This is a genomic window from Streptomyces sp. NPDC055955 (genome assembly GCF_042270245.1).
In the GTDB taxonomy this organism is placed as follows: Bacteria; Actinomycetota; Actinomycetes; order Streptomycetales; family Streptomycetaceae; genus Streptomyces.
The window spans coordinates 81,222-98,779 of sequence record NZ_JBHJYS010000029.1 but is presented as its reverse complement, the minus strand read 5'-3'; the positions used below and the strand labels follow the sequence as shown (position 1 = coordinate 98,779).

Genomic DNA, 17,558 nt, shown 5'->3' with positions numbered 1-17,558 from the left:
TGAACGGCATTCAAGATGCGCCTCCTCGTCGCGTACGTCAAGACCCTTCTGGGAAATCGCCGGATAGGGTCATGGCGTCGGGACCACGGATCAGGGAGGCGGGCTGTGGCGGCTACGGCGCGACGGCGCGACGGGCAGGTCGCCCAGGAGCGGATGCTCGAAGAGGCGATGACGGCGATCGCCGAGGACGGCCTCGCGTCGCTCACGATGTCGGCGCTCGGCAAGCGTCTGGGCACCAGCGGCGGCCACATCCTGTACTACTTCGGCAGCAAGGACCGCCTCCTCCTCGAAGCCCTGCGCTGGAGCGAGAGCGGCCTGGCCGACCAGCGCCGGGCGCTCCTGTCCCGGCGCGTCACCGCCGAGCGCAAGCTCGACCAGTTCGTCGAGCTGTACCTGCCGCGCGGCCCGCGCGACCCGCGCTGGACGCTGTGGATCGAGCTGTGGGCCCGCACCTCCACCGACGAAGCGCTGCGCGAGGCGCAGGACGAGCTCGACCGGGGCTGGCAGGAGGACCTGGAGACCCTTCTGGACAGGGGCGTCAGGCAGGGGCGGTTCGCGCCCCTCGACACCGCCGAGCGCGCGTCCCAACTCCTCGCCCTGCTCGACGGGTTGAGTACCCGCATCGTGATCGGCCAGCGCGGCGCGGAACGGTCCGCGGTACTCGCCACCGCGCGCTCCGCGGCCGAACGGCTGGTGGAGCGGGCCTGACGGCCGGTGCGGGCGCGCGCGTGTCCGGGGTGGGCGAAGGGGGGTGGCGTTCGCAGCTCACCGGCACTGGCATGATCGGTGTCATGGCAGATCGCGTAATCGCCGCGTGTGACGGGGCGTCGAAAGGAAATCCAGGGCCCGCCGGCTGGGCCTGGGTCATCGCCGACGGCGGGGAGACCCCCGTCCGCTGGGAGGCGGGCGCGCTGGGTACGGCGACGAACAACGTCGCCGAGCTCACCGCCCTGGAACGACTCCTCGCCGCCACGGACCCGGGCGAGCGGCTCGAGGTCCGGATGGACTCCCAGTACGCGATGAAGGCGGTCACGACGTGGCTGCCCGGCTGGAAGCGCAACGGGTGGAAGACCGCGGCGGGCAAGCCGGTCGCCAACCAGGAGCTCGTCACCCGCATCGACGCGCTGCTCGAAGGGCGCGCCGTCGAGTTCCGCTACGTCCCCGCGCACCAGGTCGACGGCGACCGGCTGAACGACTTCGCCGACCGGGCCGCGAGCCAGGCCGCCGTCGTCCAGGAACCGGCGGGCACCGTCTACGGGTCCCCGGAACCCCCGGCGTCACCTGACACGGTCGCCGGCCCGTCGAAGAGGAAGCCCAAGTCGGCCTCGGCCCGGTCGAAGACGGCCTCGACCCGCACGCTCAACGCCAAGTTCCCCGGCCGCTGCGTCTGTGGCCGTCCCTACGCGGCCGGCGAGCCCATCGCCAAGAACCCCAAGGGCTGGGGCCATCCGGAATGCCGCACGGGCGCGGGCGCCGCGGAGTGACCCGGGCGGGCTGTCGGGGCCGGTGGACCGCGTGACGACGACGGGGTCGGCGTGACCCCGGCCCCGGACGTCGCGCCGGGGCCGGACCTCGGCCCCGAGCCCGCGGCTCCGGCGACACCGGGTCCCTGGGACGGCCGCCCGTCCCTGTGGCTGCTCCGGACCCCGTGGCCCGGAGAACCGCAGCCCCCACTCGACGACTCCGCTCTCGACGCGGACGAGCGGGCCCGGGCGGCCGCCTTCAGGCGGAGCTCGGACCGCGGCCTGTACCTGGCCGCACACATCTCCCTGCGTCGGCTCCTCGGCGCCTGTCTGGGGACCTCGCCGGGGAGTGTCCGGTTCACCCGCGAGGCGTGCCCGCGGTGCGGCGGCCCGCACGGACGCCCGGCCCTGCCCGGCCCCCACCCGCAGCTGCACTTCTCCCTCTCGCACTGTGAGGGGCTCGTCCTGATCGGCGTGGCGGCAAGCCCGGTGGGGGTGGACGCCGAGCGAGTGCCGGACCCCAAGGCCGTGGGTGACCTGGTGGAGATGCTGCACCCGGCGGAACGCGCCGATCTCGCCGCGCTCCCGACGCAGGCACACGCCGCGGCCTTCTGCCGGGTGTGGTCCCGCAAGGAGGCCTACCTCAAGGGCGTCGGCGTCGGCCTGGGCCGCGCCCTCGACGCCGACTACGTGGGTGACCGTCCACGCCACGACGCCGTCCACCCTTCCGGCTGGTCCCTGCGCTCCCTCGACCTCGGACCGCTGCGCGGCACACACGCCGCCGCGATCGCCCTGCGGGACACCGCGCCGCCGGTCCTGCGCATCCTGCCTGACGCGTACCCGCTCATCCCTCAACAGGTGCGCCGCACATAACCTTCGCTGCCGGGAGTCGTCACGTCGTGGTCCCTTCGGACGATGTCCAATCGCCTTCCGAAGGCGCGGCACGCCTTGCGCAGGCCGGCGTCGGTGTACTCGATCACCACGACCCGGTCGTCGAAGGCCTTCGCGTACACACCGCACTCGTCATAGGCGCCGCATTCCTCGGCGACGGCGAAGTCGACCCCCAACTGATGGCTGTCGGAGGCCAGTTCGGCGGTGTTCTTCTGGCCGACGGCGAGCCCGGCCCGGTGTCCGCGCTTCACCAGCAACGACATGAACGCCTTCGCGTCCCGCGCGCTCAGCAGGCCCTTCGAGCGCGTGTAACTGTCGTAGTTGTCCGGCTCGAGCGCGTCGAAGCCATGGTCGGCGCAGCCGTCGATCCAGGGGCCGACGCGCGCCGCCACGCGCTCGCGCTTCTTCGCCGTGCCGATGTCGAGGAGCGGCTCGTCCCAGTCCCGGTCGACGACGACCCGACCGTTCCTGTCACGCAGCAGCAAGTCGCCGGGCCAGGCGTCCCGTTCGTCGGGCTGCGCCTGGAAGGCGTTGACGTAACAGATGTTGTACAGGCCGAGGGCGGGCCGCGCCGTCCGGTCGCGGCTCACGACGCGGACGTCCTTCGCGGGCGGATGGGCGCCACCGATCTGGTAGTCGAAGCCCGCGTGCCGGGGCGGCGGACTCCAGCCGTCCCCTGTACCTTCGCCCCTGCCGCCGCCGGACGCGCATCCGGTGACGAGCCAGGACAGCAGGGCGGTGATCAGGACGGGCATGAGTATGTTCGTGTCGCGTGACGCCATGCTCCATTTGATCACCGGCCGAGGCCGTCACGCGGCCGCCTGGGGGAGCCATTAGTGTTTCCGGTACCGGACCTTTCAGGGGAGTTGCGTTGACCAGACTGCGCTGCGCCGTGCTCGACGACTATCAAGGCGTGGCCTTGTCCATGGCGGACTGGACCAGAGTGGGGACGGACGTCGAAGTCCGCTCCCTCCAGCGCCACTTGCCGACCGAGGACGCCGTCGTCGCGGCGGTCGGCGACTGCGAGATCGTGGTCGCGATGAGGGAGCGCACGCCCTTCACGGACACCCTCTTCGCCCGACTTCCGCAGCTGCGTCTCCTCATCACCTCGGGAATGCGCAACGCCTCCATCGACCTGGCCGCAGCGGCCCGGCACGGCGTCACGGTGTGCGGCACCGCCAGCAACTCCGAGCCGCCCGTCGAGCTGACGTGGGCGATCATCCTCGGCCTCGCCCGGAACGTGGTGCGCGAGAGCAACGCCCTGCGCGACGCGGGCCCCTGGCAGAGCACCCTCGGCGCCGACCTGCACGGACGCCGCCTCGGCCTCCTCGGGCTCGGGAAGATCGGCACCAAGGTCGCCCGCGTCGGCCAGGCCTTCGGCATGGAGGTGGCCGCGTGGAGCGAGAACCTCACCGAAGAGCGTGCGGCCGCGGCCGGTGTCACCCTCGCGCCCTCCAAGGAGCAGCTTGTGGAGAGCAGCGACTTCGTCTCCGTCCACCTCGTGCTCAGCGACCGCACCCGAGGCCTGATCGGCGCGGACGAGATCAAGCGCATGCGCTCCACCGCCTACCTGGTCAACACCTCGCGCGCCGCGATCGTCGACCAGGACGCCCTGGTACGTGCCCTGCACGACGGCTGGATCGCGGGCGCCGGCGCCGATGTCTTCGAGACGGAACCGCTGCCGGCCGACCACCCGCTGCGCACCGCGCCGAACTTCCTGGGCCTGCCGCACCTCGGCTATGTGACCCGCCGAAACTACGAGGGCTACTTCGAGGGCGCCGTCGAGGACATCGAGGCGTTCCTCGCGGGGAGCCCGGTGCGCACGCTGACCGCCTGAGCCGGGAGAGGGAGGGCCCGGGCCGGGGCACGGAGCGACCGGCCGGGCCGGGTAGGGTCCGGCGGGACGCGAAAGGCCACGGGGGCCGGACGGTTTTCGGTGGTGACGGGGGCAGGGACGATGCGGCGCTGGATCAAGGTGGCGGTGGCGGCCGCGGCAGTCCTCGGCCTGGGGGGCTACATCGCCGAGCCGTATGCACAGGACTGGTGGCTCGTCGGACGCGCCTGCGACGGTGTGCTGCCCCGTGACTCCGTCGGTCAACTCACACCAGACGACGCGCGGTTCACGAAGGAGGAGACGCGCCGGGTTCCGGAACTCGGCTTCTACCGGTGCAGCCTCGCCTACGACGGGGACCACACCGAGGGCGTGACGCTGGTCGCCATGTCTGCGTACACCGGCCGCGACGACCAGGACCGGGAGTTCAAGAGGGCTTTCAACGAGGGCGGCTTCGGGCAGCAGGCCGTGCTGTCGGGCGGGCTGCCCGGGATCGTCGACGGCTACGGAGGCATCCGGATCGTGACGCCGTGCCCTACGCTGGGCAAGGACGCCGAGGGCAGGCCCCGGAAGATGCTGGTCCGCGTCGGGGTGTCCAGGGACGAGGAGAAGAACGCCCCCGGAGCCGTGTACCGGACGGCAATTGCCCTCGCCAACGCGGCCTCGAAGAAGCTCGGTTGCGGCGCGCGTCCCCTCAAGATGCCGCGCAAGGCGGCCGGGTTCGACACCGAAGAGCGATGGCAGCGAACCGTGTCCCCGGCGAAGGCGGAAGGCACCGGGTGTGACTGGGTGGCCCGAGCGGGTCTCGCGAAGGACGCGGGGTGGCGTCTCGTGGCGGAGACGAACGACACGGCTCCCACGGGCACCTGCTCTCTGCGCACGGACGACAGCTACCAGGCCGGCATGACCTTCGGCGCCTGGTACGGGGACTGGAGCAACCGCCTCACGGCATCGGACGACAACGGCGAACGACGGCCCCTGACCGCCACGGCCCGCTGCGACGGCGAGGCGGCCAATTTTGCGCTCGACGCGACGAAGGACACTCCCGGCGTCGGCAGGGCGGACCGGCGGCGTCTGCTCGAGGAGTTCGCCGAGGACCAGGTGCGGCGGCGCGGCTGCTCCGGACTGCGGTTCTTCTGAGGGACGGCGCCTCGGCGCTTCTGAGCGACAGTGCCGCGTCGCGGCATGTCAGAAGCGCTCGACGTGGATCATCCACAGGGCGCGTACGTAGGAGTCGTCCATCAGCTGCCGCATGGCGGCGGCGCGTTCGGCCGGGACGCCGCGCTGCGTGGCCCACCGGTCGAGCACGGTGAACATCTGGCGCCGGCCGTCCATCACGTCGCCGCGCAGAGGCCCCGACGTGGGCCGGTCGGCGATGTCGCCCATCGGTGGTCGGGTCGTGAGGTGATGCGACACCGGTCGGAAGGTGCCGCGGCTGTGCTCGCGCACCGACCTGTCGAACGCCGCGACGTCCTGGACCGTGCCGTCCTTCGCGTAGCCGGAGCGCAGGGCCATGAGGGTGCCGATGTGTTCGGCCAGGTCCTGGAGGTCGTTGTCGGTCCAGGTCGTAGGGGTTGCGTACCTGTCGCCCGGCCGGTACGCGGGGTCGCCGCCCTGGCGGGTCAGCCGCTCCAGATAGTGCGCGAGCTGGGCACGGTGCGCGTCGTAGAGGACGGCGAACGCCTCCGGGTTCTTGGCGAGTTCGGCGACCAGAGCGGGGATGTCCGCGGTCACGTCCGCGTACCGGTCGCCGTACTCGAAGGTGGCGTGCGCCTCGCCGGGGGAGAGGAAGCGGCCCAGCCGGACCCAGCCGTGGTCGTCGAGGGCGGCTTCGGCAGCGGGGACGGCGGGTCCCGTCACGTCGTCGCTGCCGAAGCCCTCGAAGCCGTCGTCGCGGAGGGCGTCCACCTCGTACTCGGCGAGCATCCGCGCCACCGAGGGAGCGAGGGCCGCCGGGACTTCACGGCCGCTGAGCGCCGCGGCCACGGCGTAGGCGCTGCGGGCCTGCGCCATGGTGTGCGGCTTTCCGGGGCCGGACGCGCGCGTGCCCGCGTCGATGACCCGGCCGAGAGCGCGAGCCCCGTCCCCGCAGAACCCGTCGTGTGCGAGAAGCCGCTTCGCGCCACCGAAACGGTCCAGGCGGTCACCGGGGTCCAGTGCCTCGGTGGCGGCGGCGGGATCGCCCGCGAGGGCGCGCGTCGCGTCGGACACCGGGGTGCACGGCCGGGCGTCGGCACCGGATCCGGCGAGGACCAGCGGCACGGCGACCGCCGCGACGACGGCGACCGCCACCGCCGACGACAACAGCCGGTGAGCACGCAACCGGCCGGCCAGCCGCCGCACCGCGGTGGCACCGGCACCGCTCGCCGGTGTCGCGTCACCGTACTCGGCATGCCTCTTGTCGTCGTTCTCGCTCATGGCGCTGTCGCCGCTTCCCCCATCGCGCATCCGGGCAGAGTAGCGGCCGGTGGGGCTGCCGCCGTGGGCGGGGGAGCGCGCCGAGGAGGTGCGACAGCATGCCTGGCGAAGAGCCGGCTGTTGTCGAGTCGGAGCGCAGCGACACCAGTCGGAGAAGCCCCAACATGATGCTGGTCACCGGAACATCGGCCCGCCCGGCCCGCACCTTCGAGCAGCGAGCCCCAGAGCACGCGAGCGGAATCCGGCACGAGGGGTACGTGCGCGGCCCGGCGAAACCCGGAAGTCCGACCACAAAGCCGCAGCTCAACGGTTTTCGCAGGTCACGATGGGTGGCGTAACGCCGGCGTGACACGGCAGGTGCGGGTGGTGGGGTAGCTTCGGGCCCGGAAAGCAGGTGACGAACGGTGGCGAACCACCCCCAGCGTGACGAACAATCCCCGCGGCAGGGCCGGCCCCCGCACCCCGGCGGTACCCCACCCCGGGCCGAGCGGGCGCGGCGGGTCGCCGACACGCTTCGTCAGCAGATCACGTCCGGTGTCTACGCGCACGGGACGCTGCCCGACGAACGCGAGCTCGGCCGTGCGCTCGGCGCCACCCGCAATGTCATCAGGGAAGCCCTCGCTCTGCTGGGCGACGAGGGGCTGATCATCCGAAGGCGCGGCATCGGCACCCGGATCGTGACGGCGAAATACGGGCACGGTCTCGAACGCCTCACCGGCCTCGCGGAGACGCTCGTCGACTACGGCACCGTGACCAACGAGGTGCGCGCGGCCCGGATCGTGCCCCACGCGCCGCACGCGGTCACCGAACGGCTGCGGCTCCCCGACGGGTCGGGGGCCGTGTACCTGGAGCGCCTGCGGAGCCTGGACGGCCGTCCCCTCTCCGTCGACTCGACCTGGCTCGCCCCCGACATCGGCCGGCCCCTGCTCGACCGCGACCTGGCCCACCGGGACGTCTTCGACCTCATCGAGGAGACGACGGGACACCGCCTCGGCAGCGCGGAGGTCACGGTGCACGCCGTCACCGCCGAACCGGACACCGCGCGGCTGCTCGAAATCCCCGCGGGCGCAGCCCTGTTCGCGATCGACCGCCTCACCTGTCTGGCCGACGGCCGCCCCGTCGACGCGGAGACCCTGCGGGTGCGCGCCGACCGGTTCGCCCTGCAGGCCCTGGTCCACCGGGGCCCCGTACCGCCCCGCGCCTGACCGAAGTCCCCGCACGCACGGCCCTCTTCTGGAGACACCCCCATGCCCATGGACCTCGACGTCCTCACTCTTTTGCTCCTCGCCCTGTTCGGACTCGCGGGAGGCATCGGGATCACCGCGGTGGGGCCCGGCGGTGTGCTGCCCACGATCGGGATGTTCCTGCTGACGGGGCTCTCCCCGGCCGGCGTCGCCGGGACCGCCATCGCCACCCATGTGGCGACCGGCGCGCTCGGCACGGCCGCGTACACCCGGTCGGGACAGCTGCGGGACGCGGCGACGCGGCGCACGGCGACGGTCCTCGCCGTGGCCGCGCTCGTCGGCACGCCTCTCGGTGTCCTGCTCAACACCCTCGTCTCGGGGCGGGGGTTCGGAATGCTGCTCGCGGGTGCCGTCACGGTGACGGGTGTCCTGGTGTGGCTGCGCGAGCGCCGTACGCCGGTCGCGGGGAGCGAGCCGGTGAATGTGCCGCGAACGCTGGTCGCCCTGGTGGGCTTCGCGGTCGCCGTCGTGGCCGGGCTCTTCGGCCTCGGCGGTCCGATGCTGAGCGTGCCCCTCCTGGTCGTCTGCGGGCTGCCGGTGCTGTCCGCGCTGGCCGCGGCGCAGGCGCAGTCCGTGGTGATCGCGGCGATCGGCACGGTCGGGTACGTGCTGCACGGTTCCGTCGACTGGGTGCTCGCCGCGCTGGTCGGAGTCCCGGAGCTGGTCGGCGTGATCGTGGGCTGGAAGATCGCCCACGCCGTGCCCGCGCGCCGGCTCAAGTACGCCCTCGTAGCAACACTCCTGGCGCTGGCTCCGTACCTCGCCTTCCACTCCTGAAGTCCGGGCCCGCTCCTTCGGTGGCCGAAGGGCGGGCCCGGGGCGAGGAGCTCAGCCGCGCTCGGGCCGCGGCTGGAACGTGCCGCCGTACATCGGCAGTCGGATGCTGGAGCCGTACCTCTCCAGCTGGGCCCAGGGCCGGTTGAGGCCCGAGGAGCCGAACGCGCGGACGCGGGTGACGGCGTCCAGATCGAGGACGTCCGCCAGGAGTTCCTGGCCGGGGCCCGCCTGCTGGCGGACCGTGCCCTCGGGATCGACGATGACGCTGTTGCCGACGGCGGCGGGGTCGGAGGCGTTGACGTTCACCACGTACACCTGGTTCGTCCAGGCGTTGGCGCGGGCGCAGACGATCTCCATGTCGCGGTCCCTGGTGGTGGTGAGGGTGGGCTGGACGATCACTTCTGCGCCCAGCCAGGCGAGCTGGCGCGCGGTCTCGGGGAACGAGCCGTCGTAGCAGATCGCCAGGCCGATCCTGCCGATGCCCGGCATGTCGAAGACGACGAACTCGCTGCCGGGCGCCGTCGTTTCGTAGGGCTGCCAGGGGAAGACCTTGCGGTAGCGCGCGACGATCTCGCCCTGCGGGGAGACCGCGAGGGCGGTGTTGTAGACGGTGCCGTCGTCGGCGCGCTCGTAGACGCTGCCGGGTATCAGCCACAGGCCCGTCTCGCGGGCCAGGTCGCAGAGGCGGTCGGTGAGCGGCCCGGGGACGGTGACGGCCGCCTTGTCCATCCAGTCCTCGCGGGCGTCGAACAGCGGCGCTTCCGCGGACAGCATCAGCTCGGGAACCACGACGAGCTGGACGTGCGGAAGCATGGCGCGGGCCGCGCGGACCCGGTCGGCGAACAGCGCCCAGGTGGCCTCGGGATCGAAGGGGACGGGAGCGGTCTGTACGGCGGCGATGCTGAGGGTGCGCATGGATCAGTCCTCGGTGACGGTCAGGCGGATGACGGCCGTGCGGCCGTCGCGGAAGAAGGGGCGGAAGCGGTGGCGCAGCGCCAGCATCACGACCAGGCCGAGCAGGACGGAGCCGACGCCCATCAGGAGTACGCCGCCGACGCCGAACAGTGAGGTGGAGCCGTACGAGGGCTCGGTCATGTCGATCGCGCTGCGGACGAACGCGGCGAGCATCACCAGCCCGCCGGCGAGCGGCAGCACACCCTTGAGGAGTGCGTCGCGCCAGGACCGGCGCAGCTGTCCACGGAACAGCCAGGCGCAGGCCAGGCCGGTGACGCCGTAGTAGAGCGCGATGAGCAGGCCGATGGAGAGGATCGCGTCGCCGAGGAAGGCGGGCGAGAGCCAGGTCAGGGCCGCGAGGAGCACCGCGGCGGCCGTGCCCATGAAGACGGTGCCGAACGACGGTGTGCGATGGCGCGGGTGGACACGGGCGAACGCCGGGGGCAGAGCGCCGTGGACGCTCATCGACAGCGTGGCCCGCGAGCTGCCGACGACGCAGGTGAGCAGCGCGGAGATCGCGGAGACGCAGACGGCGAGCTGGACGCCCTTGGCGAGTGCCGAGCCGAGGACGGGTGGCCCGAGAACGGACAGGACGTCGGCCGCGTTGCCGGCGTTACCGAGTCCCAGGCCCGAGGTGCCCGTGCCCGCGAAGCTGATCGCGGCGACCGCCGTGAACAGATACGTGACCAGGAGGACGAGCGTCGAGATGAGCGCGGCCCTTCCGGGAGTGCGTTCGCTGTCGCGGGTCTCTTCGTTGACGGTGAGCAGCGCGTCCCAGCCCCAGTAGATGTAGAGGCAGAGCAGGACCGCCTTGGTGAACGCGCCGAAGCTGTCGAAGCCGAACGGGTCGAACCACGCGAGCGAGGGCGTGAGTGCCCCGTGCCGGGCGAGCGCGGCGGCGCCGAAGCCGAAGAGGGCGAGGAGTTGGAGCCCGAGGAGGACGTACTGGACGACCGCGGCGAGCTGGAGGCCGCGGTACGCGATGACGGTGATGGCCCCGATGAGCAGCGCCGCGGTGACGGCGACCGCGGTCTCGTCGGAGGCCAGTGAGTCGAGGCCGAGGAGCCCGAGGAGGTATCCGGCGCCCACCTGGGAGAGCGCGGCCATGGCCGTCACCGTGGCGAACTGGGTGACCCAGCCGCCCAGGAGCCAGCCGGACGAGGGGCCGAAGGCGCGCGTCGTCCACACGAAGGTGGTTCCGCAGTCCGGCATCTCCTTGTTGAGCTCGCGGAAGGCGAACGCCGTCAGCAGGATCGGCACGAATCCGAGGAGGAGCGCGGCGGGCGCGAGGTGTCCGACGGCCACCGTCACGAAGCCGAGGGTCACGGCGATGCTGTAGGCGGGGGCGACCGACGACAGGCCGAGCGCCACGGAGGCGAGCAGTCCGACGGACCCGCTCCGCAGGCCTTTGGAGGGGGGCGGGGACGTGGTGGCGGGGGCGAGTGTCTGAGGGGGATCAGGGTTCACGGCGGCCTTCTGGTCGGCGGCGACGTTTCATTAAACGCAGATTTAACGAATGAGCCATGAGACCTGTCAAGAGCGGGTTCGGTATCTTTACCCCAGCATCAGTGAATCGGGTGGGACCCGGATCGGACGGAGGCGGTCGTGGGACGGCGCAAGGACCAGGAGGCGCGGCGGGCGCAACTGCACCAGGCCACGCTGCGCGCCCTGCACAGCCGAGGCCTCGAAGGCCTGCGGCTGCGCGATGTCGCCGAGGAGGCCGGGGTCACGTCGGCGGCGGTGCTCTACTACTACGACGACCTCGACGAGCTGATGTACGAGACGTTCCAGCGGGCCATCGAGCGCTTCAGCCGCGAGCGCGAGGAGAGCGCCGAGAAGTTCCCGGACGCCCGGGACCGGCTGCGGGCCTGCGTCGAGCACGGCGTCGCCGACGGGCCGGACGACCTGCTGCCCCGGCTGCTCTTCGAGTACTGGCCGCGCAGCCTGCGCGACCCCCGGGCGGCGGCCCTCGACGCCACACTGACGGAGCGTCAAATCGCGGTGTACTACGCCACGTTGGTTCTCGGTGAAGCGCAGGGGCACTTCGTGCTCGCCGAGCCCGCGGGGCAGCTGGCCGCCGGGTTCGTGGCGATGGAGGACGGCTTCCAGATGGAGGTGCTCGCGGGGCGCCGCACCCGCGCCGAGGTGATCGCCATGCTGCACGCGTACGCCCGGATGGCTACAGGGTTCGACCCGTCGGTGTGAGGTGGCGCGCGCGGACGCGCGGGGCCACCGTCCTCGTGACCTTCGCAGTTCTCGCGGCCCTCACAGTCCGAACCGGCGCGCCGAGTGCTCCTCCTGGGCGAGCCTGCGCAGCATGAGCAGGACCGGCTCGTACAGGACCGCCGCCGCGACCGCGGCCTCGACCTTCTCCACCTCCTCGGGGAAGGTGTCGAGCCGGTCGATGTCGTGCTCGGCGACGCGCTCCATGTGCCGTGCGTACGGGGTGAGTTCGGGAGTTCCGCAGATGTAGCCGAGACGGTTGAGTGTGGCCACCGTCGTGACGAGCGTGCGGTACGAGGGGGAGTGGGTGCCGATCTCGCGCGCGGTGTCCCAGCCGAGCTCCACGAGGAGCCGGTCGACGGCCGAGGTCGCCTCGACCGTGGCCGGGTCGTCCTCGGGTGCCTCGGGTGGCTGCGGCAACGCCCACAGGGCCGCCCCCATGCGGATCGTGCGGCCCAGTGAGTCGTCGTCCACGGCCGCGAGCACCTCGCGAGCGGTCGCCACCGGCACTCGGCCCACCTGGATCAGTGCCCGCACGAGACGCAGACGGCGCAGGTGGGAGTCGTCGTACTCGGCCTGAGTGGCCGTCATGCGCCGTCCAGGAGGCAGGAGTTGCTCCCGAAGGTAGTACTTGATGGTGGGGATGGAGACCCCGCTCAGTTCGCTGAGTTCCGCGAGCCGCATCTCTTGCACCCCTTCTTGGACAGTGCCACTATCCAAGCACGGGTGTATGGGTAGCGGCACTCTCCAACTCGGCCGAATCGGGGGCGACATGGGTGCGAAGACGTATTCCGGACGGATGACCGCGGGAGCGCAGGGGGAGGTGGTGGTCTTCCTGATCGGCATGCGCATCAACCACTTCTGGGCGGTCCACCGCTGGCTGCCTGTCTTCGTCGCGATGCCCCTGATGCTCAAGGAGCTGAACCGCGACCGCTCCCTCGGCCTCCTGCATCACATCCTGCTCACGGCCTCGCCGCGGACCTACATGGTGGTCCAGTACTGGGAGTCGAAGGAGAAACTGCTCGCCTACGCCGCGGCCCCGGACAAGCGCCATCACCCGTGGTGGGCGCGGATGAACCGGTACGCACGCAAGGGCGGCACGAACGTCGGGATCTGGCACGAGACGTACGTCGTGCCCGAGGGCTCCTACGAGACGATCTACGGCGACATGCCGGCCGAAGGCCTCGGCAAGGCGTTCGGGGTGGCGGGCCTCGGGGACGGGGTGCAGGCGCGGGACCGGCTGCGGGCGTGAACGGGATCCCCTGATCCCGGGCGCCGCCGTCGCCTCCGGTCGATTGTCAGTGCCACCAGGCACGATGGCAGCATGACAACGACTTCTGGTGAGTTCGTCCTGGCCGATGCCGCTGCCTACGCCCAGGCCGTCACGGACGCGTCCTTGGCGGCGGGCGCCTACTACACGGGCGGGACGTCCGCCCTCGACGACGACGCGTACGACAGGCTCGTGCGGGCGGTTGCCGCGTACGAGGCGGACCACCCCGACGAGGTGCTGCCGCACTCGCCGACCGGCAAGGTCGGGGGCGGCGCCGTCGAGGGGGACGTGCCGCACACGGTCCCGATGCTGAGCCTGGACAACGTCTTCGACGGAGAGCAGTTCACCACCTGGACCGCGTCGGTGGCCCGCCGGATCGGCCACGAGGTGACCCGGTGGAACGTCCAGCCCAAGCTGGACGGCCTGGCCATCGCCGCGCGCTATCACGAGGGGCGCCTCACGCGGCTGATCACCAGGGGCGACGGGACGGCCGGGGAGGACGTCTCGCACGCGATCGGCACCATCGAGGGCCTGCCCGACCGCCTCACCGAGCCGCACACGGTCGAGGTGCGAGGCGAAGTCCTCATGACGATCGGCCAGTTCGAGCACGCGAACGAGGTGCGTACGGAGCACGGCGGCGCCCCCTTCGCCAACCCGAGGAACGCCGCCGCGGGCACGCTCAGGGCCAAGGAGCGCGCCTACACCGTGCCGATGACGTTCTTCGCGTACGGCCTGCTGCCCCTGCCCGGCACGTCGGCCGAGCACACCGAGGCACTGCGCTCCCTGGCCCACGGTGAACTGATGGACCGCGCGGCCACGCTCGGCGTCAACACACCGGCCACGACGGCCGTCTCGGGACTCACCGTCGACACCGTCGGGGAGGTGCTCGCGCGGGTCGAACACATCGCGGGCCTGCGCGCCGAGCTGCCCTTCGGCATCGACGGGATCGTCGTCAAGGCGGACCTCGCGGCCGACCAGGAGGCCGCCGGCTCGGGCACGCGCGCCCCGCGCTGGGCCATCGCCTTCAAGCTGCCGGCCGTCGAGAAGATCACCCGCCTCCTCGACGTCGAGTGGAACGTCGGCCGTACGGGCGTCATCGCCCCGCGTGCCGTCCTCGAACCCGTCGACATCGACGGCAGCACGGTCACGTACGCCACGCTGCACAATCCGGCCGACATCACCCGGCGCGACCTGCGGCTCGGAGACCACGTGATGGTCTACAAGGCGGGCGACATCATCCCCCGCATCGAGGCGCCCGTCGCCCACCTGCGCACCGGCGACGAACGGCCGATCGCGTTCCCCGACGTGTGCCCGCAGTGCGGCTCGGGCATCGACACGAGTGAGCAGCGCTGGCGCTGCGAACGCGGCCGGAACTGCCACCTGGTGGCCTCGCTCTCCTACGCGGCGGGCCGCGACCAGCTCGACATCGAGGGCCTCGGCGCCACCCGCGTCGTCCAGCTGGTCGAGGCGGGCCTCGTCGCCGACCTCGCCGACCTGTTCGCCCTCACCCGTGACGGGCTCCTGGCGCTCGACCGGATGGGGGAGACCAGCACGGACAACCTCCTCGCCGCGATCGAGGCCGCCAAGGCCCAGCCGTTGTCCCGGGTCCTGTGCGCGCTCGGCGTGCGGGGCACCGGGCGGTCCATGTCCCGCCGTATCGCCCGCCACTTCGCCACGATGGACCTCATCCGCGCCGCGGACGCCGAGGCGATGCAGCGGGTCGAGGGCATCGGCGCGGAGAAAGCCCCGGTGATCGTCGCCGAGCTGGCCGAACTCGCCCCGCTCATCGACCGGCTGGCCGCGGCGGGGGTGAACATGACGGAACCTGGAGCCACCCCGCCCGCCCCGGACGCCGAGACGGACGGAGCGGGCGAACCGGCCGCCGCGGGCCCGCTGGACGGTATGACCGTCGTCGTCACGGGAGCCATGACCGGCCCCCTGGAGAAGCTCAGCCGCAACCAGATGAACGAACTCATCGAGCGGGCCGGCGGCAAGTCCTCCTCAAGCGTCTCCAAGCGCACCTCGCTCGTCGTCGCCGGCGAGGGCGCGGGTTCCAAGCGGGCCAAGGCCGAGGACCTGGGCATCCGCCTCGCCGCACCGGACGAGTTCGCCGAACTCGTCGCGGACCTCCTGGAGTGATCCGACGCCGTCCGTGGAGAGGCTGCGCAGATGACTCTCCCGGCACGAACGGCGCTCCGGACGGCTCCGCCGACGAGGCGCTCGACCATACGCCGCAGGGGGACAAGGGCCGTCAGATGCCCTGCGGGAAGAGCAGATGGCATCGGGGGATGAGGAGCGGACCACGGCCCCGGAAACAATGGCGGGAAGGCGCCGACCGGTCCGGGCCGGGGCAATCCGTACGGCCCACCACCACTCTGCTCCCCGCTGGGCGGCCCACCGTCGGTCATGGCCATCTCCCTGTGGGTGCCGCGGAGGGCGCGAATCCGCCATGGAGGTCTGCTGCGTGGCTGATCTCGGGCGCATCGTGCTGCCCGGCAAGGGAGTTGATCCTGCGTGATCCAGTCGCACGGACAGCAGGTCCCCATCGATCCCGAAGGCCCGCACGGCGGTGGGTACCGGCCTCAGGTGGGGCACCGGCGCCGGGCCTGGCGTGAGTACGGCACCCTCGTGATGGCGATCGTGGGGCTTTCCCTGTCGCTCAGCACTTTCCTGGCCGCGGCCCTGCGCTGACGCCCCGGCCGCGGGAGTGCCGCACGACTCCAGGAGCGCCGAAGGCATCGGCGCTCCTGGAGTCTCCTGGCCCTGCGCACCCCGATCTGGATGCCATGGAGGAGGCACGCGGCGTGATCATCGTGGCGGGCCCGGGTGGGCTCGGGGGTGCGGATCACCGTCATGCAGAGAAAGCCCTCACCTTCTTCACAAAATGGTGCAACGTTCACACCTTCGGTGGCGGACGTGACGGGACCCCGACAGTCGCCCGCCCGGGCGCCGTAGACTCGAGGCATGGACGACACGCGGCTCGCGCGGCTCGGCGCCGGAAAGTATCTGCTGGTCACGAGCTTCCGGAAGAACGGCAGCCCGGTGGCCACCCCCGTCTGGGTGATCCGGGACGGGGCCGCGCTCGGTGCCTGGACAGCCGCCGACTCGTGGAAGGTGAAGCGGATCCGCAAGCGCGCGGACGTCCTGGTGGGGCCGTGCGACGCCCGCGGGAACCCGACCGGCGATCAGTCGCCCGCCACCGCGGAGATCTGCTCCCCCCAGGACACCGCCCGCTATCGCGACCTGATCCGCAGCAAGTACGGCCTGCTCGGCAGGCTGACGCTGTTCGGCAGCCGTCTGCGCCGCGGCCTCGACGGCACGGTGGGCATCCGCATCACACTCGCGGACTGAGCGCGGCGGTCAGGCCGCCTCACGGCGCTCGGACCGGACGGCGCCCCGAGTGGTCTCCGTACGGAACGCGACCACCATCTCCCGCGCGTGCCGCAGCCCGATCCGTGTGAAGTCGGCCTCGAGAACGTCGAGTTCGGCGAGCGTGGCGCGTCGCCCGCGGCCGAGCCGGGAGCGCGACTTGACCAGGCCGAGCCGGCACAGCGCCGCGCCGCGCGGTTCGTGCAGAGCGCGGAACTCCGCGAGTGTCGAGGCGTAGGTGTCCCGGGCCGCCTCGTAACGCCCGTCCCGGTAAAGGACGTTGGCGCGCATCTTGCGGTTGTACGCGAGCGCGCTCGCCAGATCCATCGCCTGGCAGATGCCCTCGGCCTCGGAGAGCAGGGCCAGTGCCCGGTCGGTTTCGCCCCGCAGGGACAGCACATCGGCCACGCCGCGCAGCGACCAGGCGCGGCCCCGTGCGTCGTCCGCCTCCGTGGCCACCCTGACCGACTCCTCGAAGAGTTCCAGGGCCTTGGCGTGGTCGCCGGTGTTGCGATGCATCTGGGCGATGCCGGACATCGCCCAGACCATGTGCCGGGGTTCGCCGTGCGCCCGGCCCTGTGCGAGCAGCTCCTCGTGGAGGGCGGCGACGGCCGGGTAGTCGCCCTGGATGCGGCCCGTCTCCGCCAGGCCCGCGAGCGCGTAGCCGTGGGCGAGCCGGTCGTCGCTTCCGGCGGCGAGGGTGACGGCGTGTCCGAGGAGCCGCCGCGCCAGACGCAGCGAGCCGCACTGGCGGGCCAGCGTGCCGCCGCTCCACAGCGCCCAGGCCATCGCTCCCGCGTGCCCGGCGGTGCGCGCGTCGCGATAGCTGCCGCGCCACGCCTCGCCCGCCTCGCGGACCCTGCCGAGCCGTCGGTTCGCCTCGGCGAGCGCCAGGGCGGCGCGCGCCCGCTCCAAGGGGCCCGCCGCCGTTTCGAGGGACCGGTCCGCTGCCGCGCGCACATCCTCGTAGGAGGAGTTCACCCCGAGGGCCGTGCGCAACTCGCCCTGATATTCAGGGGCGAATGCCTTGCCGTACATGTAGCCGTGTCCCTTCGCCGGTCCCGTCGTGCCGCTGCGTTCCGATCAAGAACGTACGAGCGGCGAGGGTCCCGGCGGAT

At 72.0% G+C, this 17,558-nt stretch carries 18 protein-coding genes; 12 read left to right on the top strand and 6 right to left on the bottom strand.

The genetic code is table 11. The features are described 5' to 3' along the window. Positions 1-105 precede the first annotated feature (105 nt). The 3 genes from ACFC96_RS40185 (at position 106) to ACFC96_RS40175 (ending at position 2,336) form a co-directional block, all read left to right on the top strand. Complete coding sequence (locus ACFC96_RS40185; RefSeq protein WP_227299200.1) at positions 106-708, top strand: TetR/AcrR family transcriptional regulator; 603 nt, start codon at positions 106-108, stop codon at positions 706-708. 71 nt (positions 709-779) lie between these two features. Then, a complete protein-coding gene (locus ACFC96_RS40180; RefSeq protein ID WP_376617268.1) occupies positions 780-1,484 on the top strand; it encodes a ribonuclease H in 705 nt (234 codons plus the stop codon). Between the two features lie 51 nt (positions 1,485-1,535). Further along, positions 1,536-2,336 carry a 4'-phosphopantetheinyl transferase family protein gene (locus ACFC96_RS40175; RefSeq protein WP_376253936.1) on the top strand — a complete coding sequence of 267 codons (801 nt, stop codon included), beginning with the start codon at positions 1,536-1,538 and terminating at the stop codon, positions 2,334-2,336. On the opposite strand, the gene ACFC96_RS40170 is transcribed toward ACFC96_RS40175, so the two are convergent. Continuing rightward, the gene (locus ACFC96_RS40170) at positions 2,315-3,136 is read right to left on the bottom strand and encodes an endo alpha-1,4 polygalactosaminidase (RefSeq protein ID WP_376617266.1); all 822 of its coding nucleotides are present in this window, start codon (positions 3,134-3,136) and stop codon (positions 2,315-2,317) included. The two genes, ACFC96_RS40175 and ACFC96_RS40170, sit on opposite strands and share 22 nt — an antisense overlap. Before the next feature lie 143 nt (positions 3,137-3,279). On the opposite strand from ACFC96_RS40170, the gene ACFC96_RS40165 reads away from it, so the two are divergent. After that, positions 3,280-4,191 carry a D-2-hydroxyacid dehydrogenase family protein gene (locus tag ACFC96_RS40165; RefSeq protein ID WP_340456959.1) on the top strand — a complete coding sequence of 304 codons (912 nt, stop codon included), beginning with the start codon at positions 3,280-3,282 and terminating at the stop codon, positions 4,189-4,191. 102 nt (positions 4,192-4,293) lie between these two features. Then, entirely contained in the window at positions 4,294-5,325 is a 1,032-nt protein-coding gene (locus tag ACFC96_RS40160) for a hypothetical protein (protein ID WP_376617265.1), read from the top strand. Between the two features lie 48 nt (positions 5,326-5,373). Here ACFC96_RS40160 and ACFC96_RS40155 read toward each other — a convergent pair whose 3' ends face one another. Beyond that, on the bottom strand, positions 5,374-6,633 hold the full coding sequence (locus tag ACFC96_RS40155; protein WP_376617263.1) for a hypothetical protein: 1,260 nt from the start codon (positions 6,631-6,633) through the stop codon (positions 5,374-5,376). A gap of 374 nt (positions 6,634-7,007) precedes the next feature. Here ACFC96_RS40155 and ACFC96_RS40150 point away from each other — a divergent pair, with 374 nt between their 5' ends. Both ACFC96_RS40150 and ACFC96_RS40145 read left to right on the top strand, forming a co-directional pair. Next, positions 7,008-7,808 (top strand): GntR family transcriptional regulator, encoded by an 801-nt coding sequence (locus ACFC96_RS40150; protein WP_376253925.1) that lies wholly within the window; start codon positions 7,008-7,010, stop codon positions 7,806-7,808. Between the two features lie 42 nt (positions 7,809-7,850). Then, positions 7,851-8,624, top strand: a complete 774-nt coding sequence (locus ACFC96_RS40145; RefSeq protein WP_376617261.1) for a sulfite exporter TauE/SafE family protein — start codon at positions 7,851-7,853, stop codon at positions 8,622-8,624. 51 nt (positions 8,625-8,675) lie between these two features. On the opposite strand, the gene ACFC96_RS40140 is transcribed toward ACFC96_RS40145, so the two are convergent. Together ACFC96_RS40140 and ACFC96_RS40135 are read right to left on the bottom strand one after the other, a co-directional pair. After that, positions 8,676-9,539 (bottom strand): carbon-nitrogen hydrolase family protein, encoded by an 864-nt coding sequence (locus ACFC96_RS40140; protein WP_376617259.1) that lies wholly within the window; start codon positions 9,537-9,539, stop codon positions 8,676-8,678. A 3-nt stretch (positions 9,540-9,542) separates the two neighbouring features. Beyond that, complete coding sequence (locus ACFC96_RS40135; RefSeq protein ID WP_376617257.1) at positions 9,543-11,045, bottom strand: APC family permease; 1,503 nt, start codon at positions 11,043-11,045, stop codon at positions 9,543-9,545. Positions 11,046-11,183: 138 nt separating this feature from the next. Here ACFC96_RS40135 and ACFC96_RS40130 point away from each other — a divergent pair, with 138 nt between their 5' ends. Next, a complete protein-coding gene (locus tag ACFC96_RS40130) occupies positions 11,184-11,783 on the top strand; it encodes a TetR family transcriptional regulator (RefSeq protein ID WP_340456924.1) in 600 nt (199 codons plus the stop codon). 60 nt (positions 11,784-11,843) lie between these two features. On the opposite strand, the gene ACFC96_RS40125 is transcribed toward ACFC96_RS40130, so the two are convergent. Continuing rightward, positions 11,844-12,485 carry a MerR family transcriptional regulator gene (locus ACFC96_RS40125; RefSeq protein WP_376617255.1) on the bottom strand — a complete coding sequence of 214 codons (642 nt, stop codon included), beginning with the start codon at positions 12,483-12,485 and terminating at the stop codon, positions 11,844-11,846. 88 nt (positions 12,486-12,573) lie between these two features. On the opposite strand from ACFC96_RS40125, the gene ACFC96_RS40120 reads away from it, so the two are divergent. The 4 genes from ACFC96_RS40120 (at position 12,574) to ACFC96_RS40105 (ending at position 16,422) form a co-directional block, all read left to right on the top strand. After that, positions 12,574-13,053 (top strand): DUF4188 domain-containing protein, encoded by a 480-nt coding sequence (locus tag ACFC96_RS40120; RefSeq protein WP_340456957.1) that lies wholly within the window; start codon positions 12,574-12,576, stop codon positions 13,051-13,053. A 72-nt stretch (positions 13,054-13,125) separates the two neighbouring features. Then, positions 13,126-15,210, top strand: coding sequence for an NAD-dependent DNA ligase LigA (ligA, locus tag ACFC96_RS40115; RefSeq protein ID WP_376617253.1), 2,085 nt, complete (start codon positions 13,126-13,128; stop codon positions 15,208-15,210). A 375-nt stretch (positions 15,211-15,585) separates the two neighbouring features. After that, positions 15,586-15,762, top strand: coding sequence for a hypothetical protein (locus ACFC96_RS40110; RefSeq protein WP_340456921.1), 177 nt, complete (start codon positions 15,586-15,588; stop codon positions 15,760-15,762). Between the two features lie 273 nt (positions 15,763-16,035). Continuing rightward, positions 16,036-16,422: a PPOX class F420-dependent oxidoreductase gene (locus ACFC96_RS40105; protein WP_376253911.1), complete on the top strand. Its 387-nt coding sequence runs from the start codon at positions 16,036-16,038 to the stop codon at positions 16,420-16,422. A gap of 9 nt (positions 16,423-16,431) precedes the next feature. Here the strand turns inward: ACFC96_RS40105 and ACFC96_RS40100 are convergent, their stop codons facing one another. Then, positions 16,432-17,478 (bottom strand): tetratricopeptide repeat protein, encoded by a 1,047-nt coding sequence (locus ACFC96_RS40100; RefSeq protein WP_376617251.1) that lies wholly within the window; start codon positions 17,476-17,478, stop codon positions 16,432-16,434. Positions 17,479-17,558: the final 80 nt, after the last annotated feature.

Bases quoted from the DNA above. Each gene is read 5' to 3' on its own strand.
- ACFC96_RS40180 (WP_376617268.1), top strand. From the start codon at position 780: ATGATCGGTGTCATGGCAGATCGCGTAATCGCCGCGTGTGACGGGGCG.
- ACFC96_RS40170 (WP_376617266.1), bottom strand. From the start codon at position 3,136: ATGGCGTCACGCGACACGAACATACTCATGCCCGTCCTGATCACCGCC.
- ACFC96_RS40165 (WP_340456959.1), top strand. From the start codon at position 3,280: ATGGCGGACTGGACCAGAGTGGGGACGGACGTCGAAGTCCGCTCCCTC.
- ACFC96_RS40155 (WP_376617263.1), bottom strand. From the start codon at position 6,633: ATGCGCGATGGGGGAAGCGGCGACAGCGCCATGAGCGAGAACGACGAC.
- ACFC96_RS40145 (WP_376617261.1), top strand. From the start codon at position 7,851: ATGCCCATGGACCTCGACGTCCTCACTCTTTTGCTCCTCGCCCTGTTC.
- ACFC96_RS40140 (WP_376617259.1), bottom strand. From the start codon at position 9,539: ATGCGCACCCTCAGCATCGCCGCCGTACAGACCGCTCCCGTCCCCTTC.
- ACFC96_RS40125 (WP_376617255.1), bottom strand. From the start codon at position 12,485: ATGCGGCTCGCGGAACTCAGCGAACTGAGCGGGGTCTCCATCCCCACC.
- ACFC96_RS40120 (WP_340456957.1), top strand. From the start codon at position 12,574: ATGGGTGCGAAGACGTATTCCGGACGGATGACCGCGGGAGCGCAGGGG.
- ligA (WP_376617253.1), top strand. From the start codon at position 13,126: ATGACAACGACTTCTGGTGAGTTCGTCCTGGCCGATGCCGCTGCCTAC.
- ACFC96_RS40105 (WP_376253911.1), top strand. From the start codon at position 16,036: ATGGACGACACGCGGCTCGCGCGGCTCGGCGCCGGAAAGTATCTGCTG.
- ACFC96_RS40100 (WP_376617251.1), bottom strand. From the start codon at position 17,478: ATGTACGGCAAGGCATTCGCCCCTGAATATCAGGGCGAGTTGCGCACG.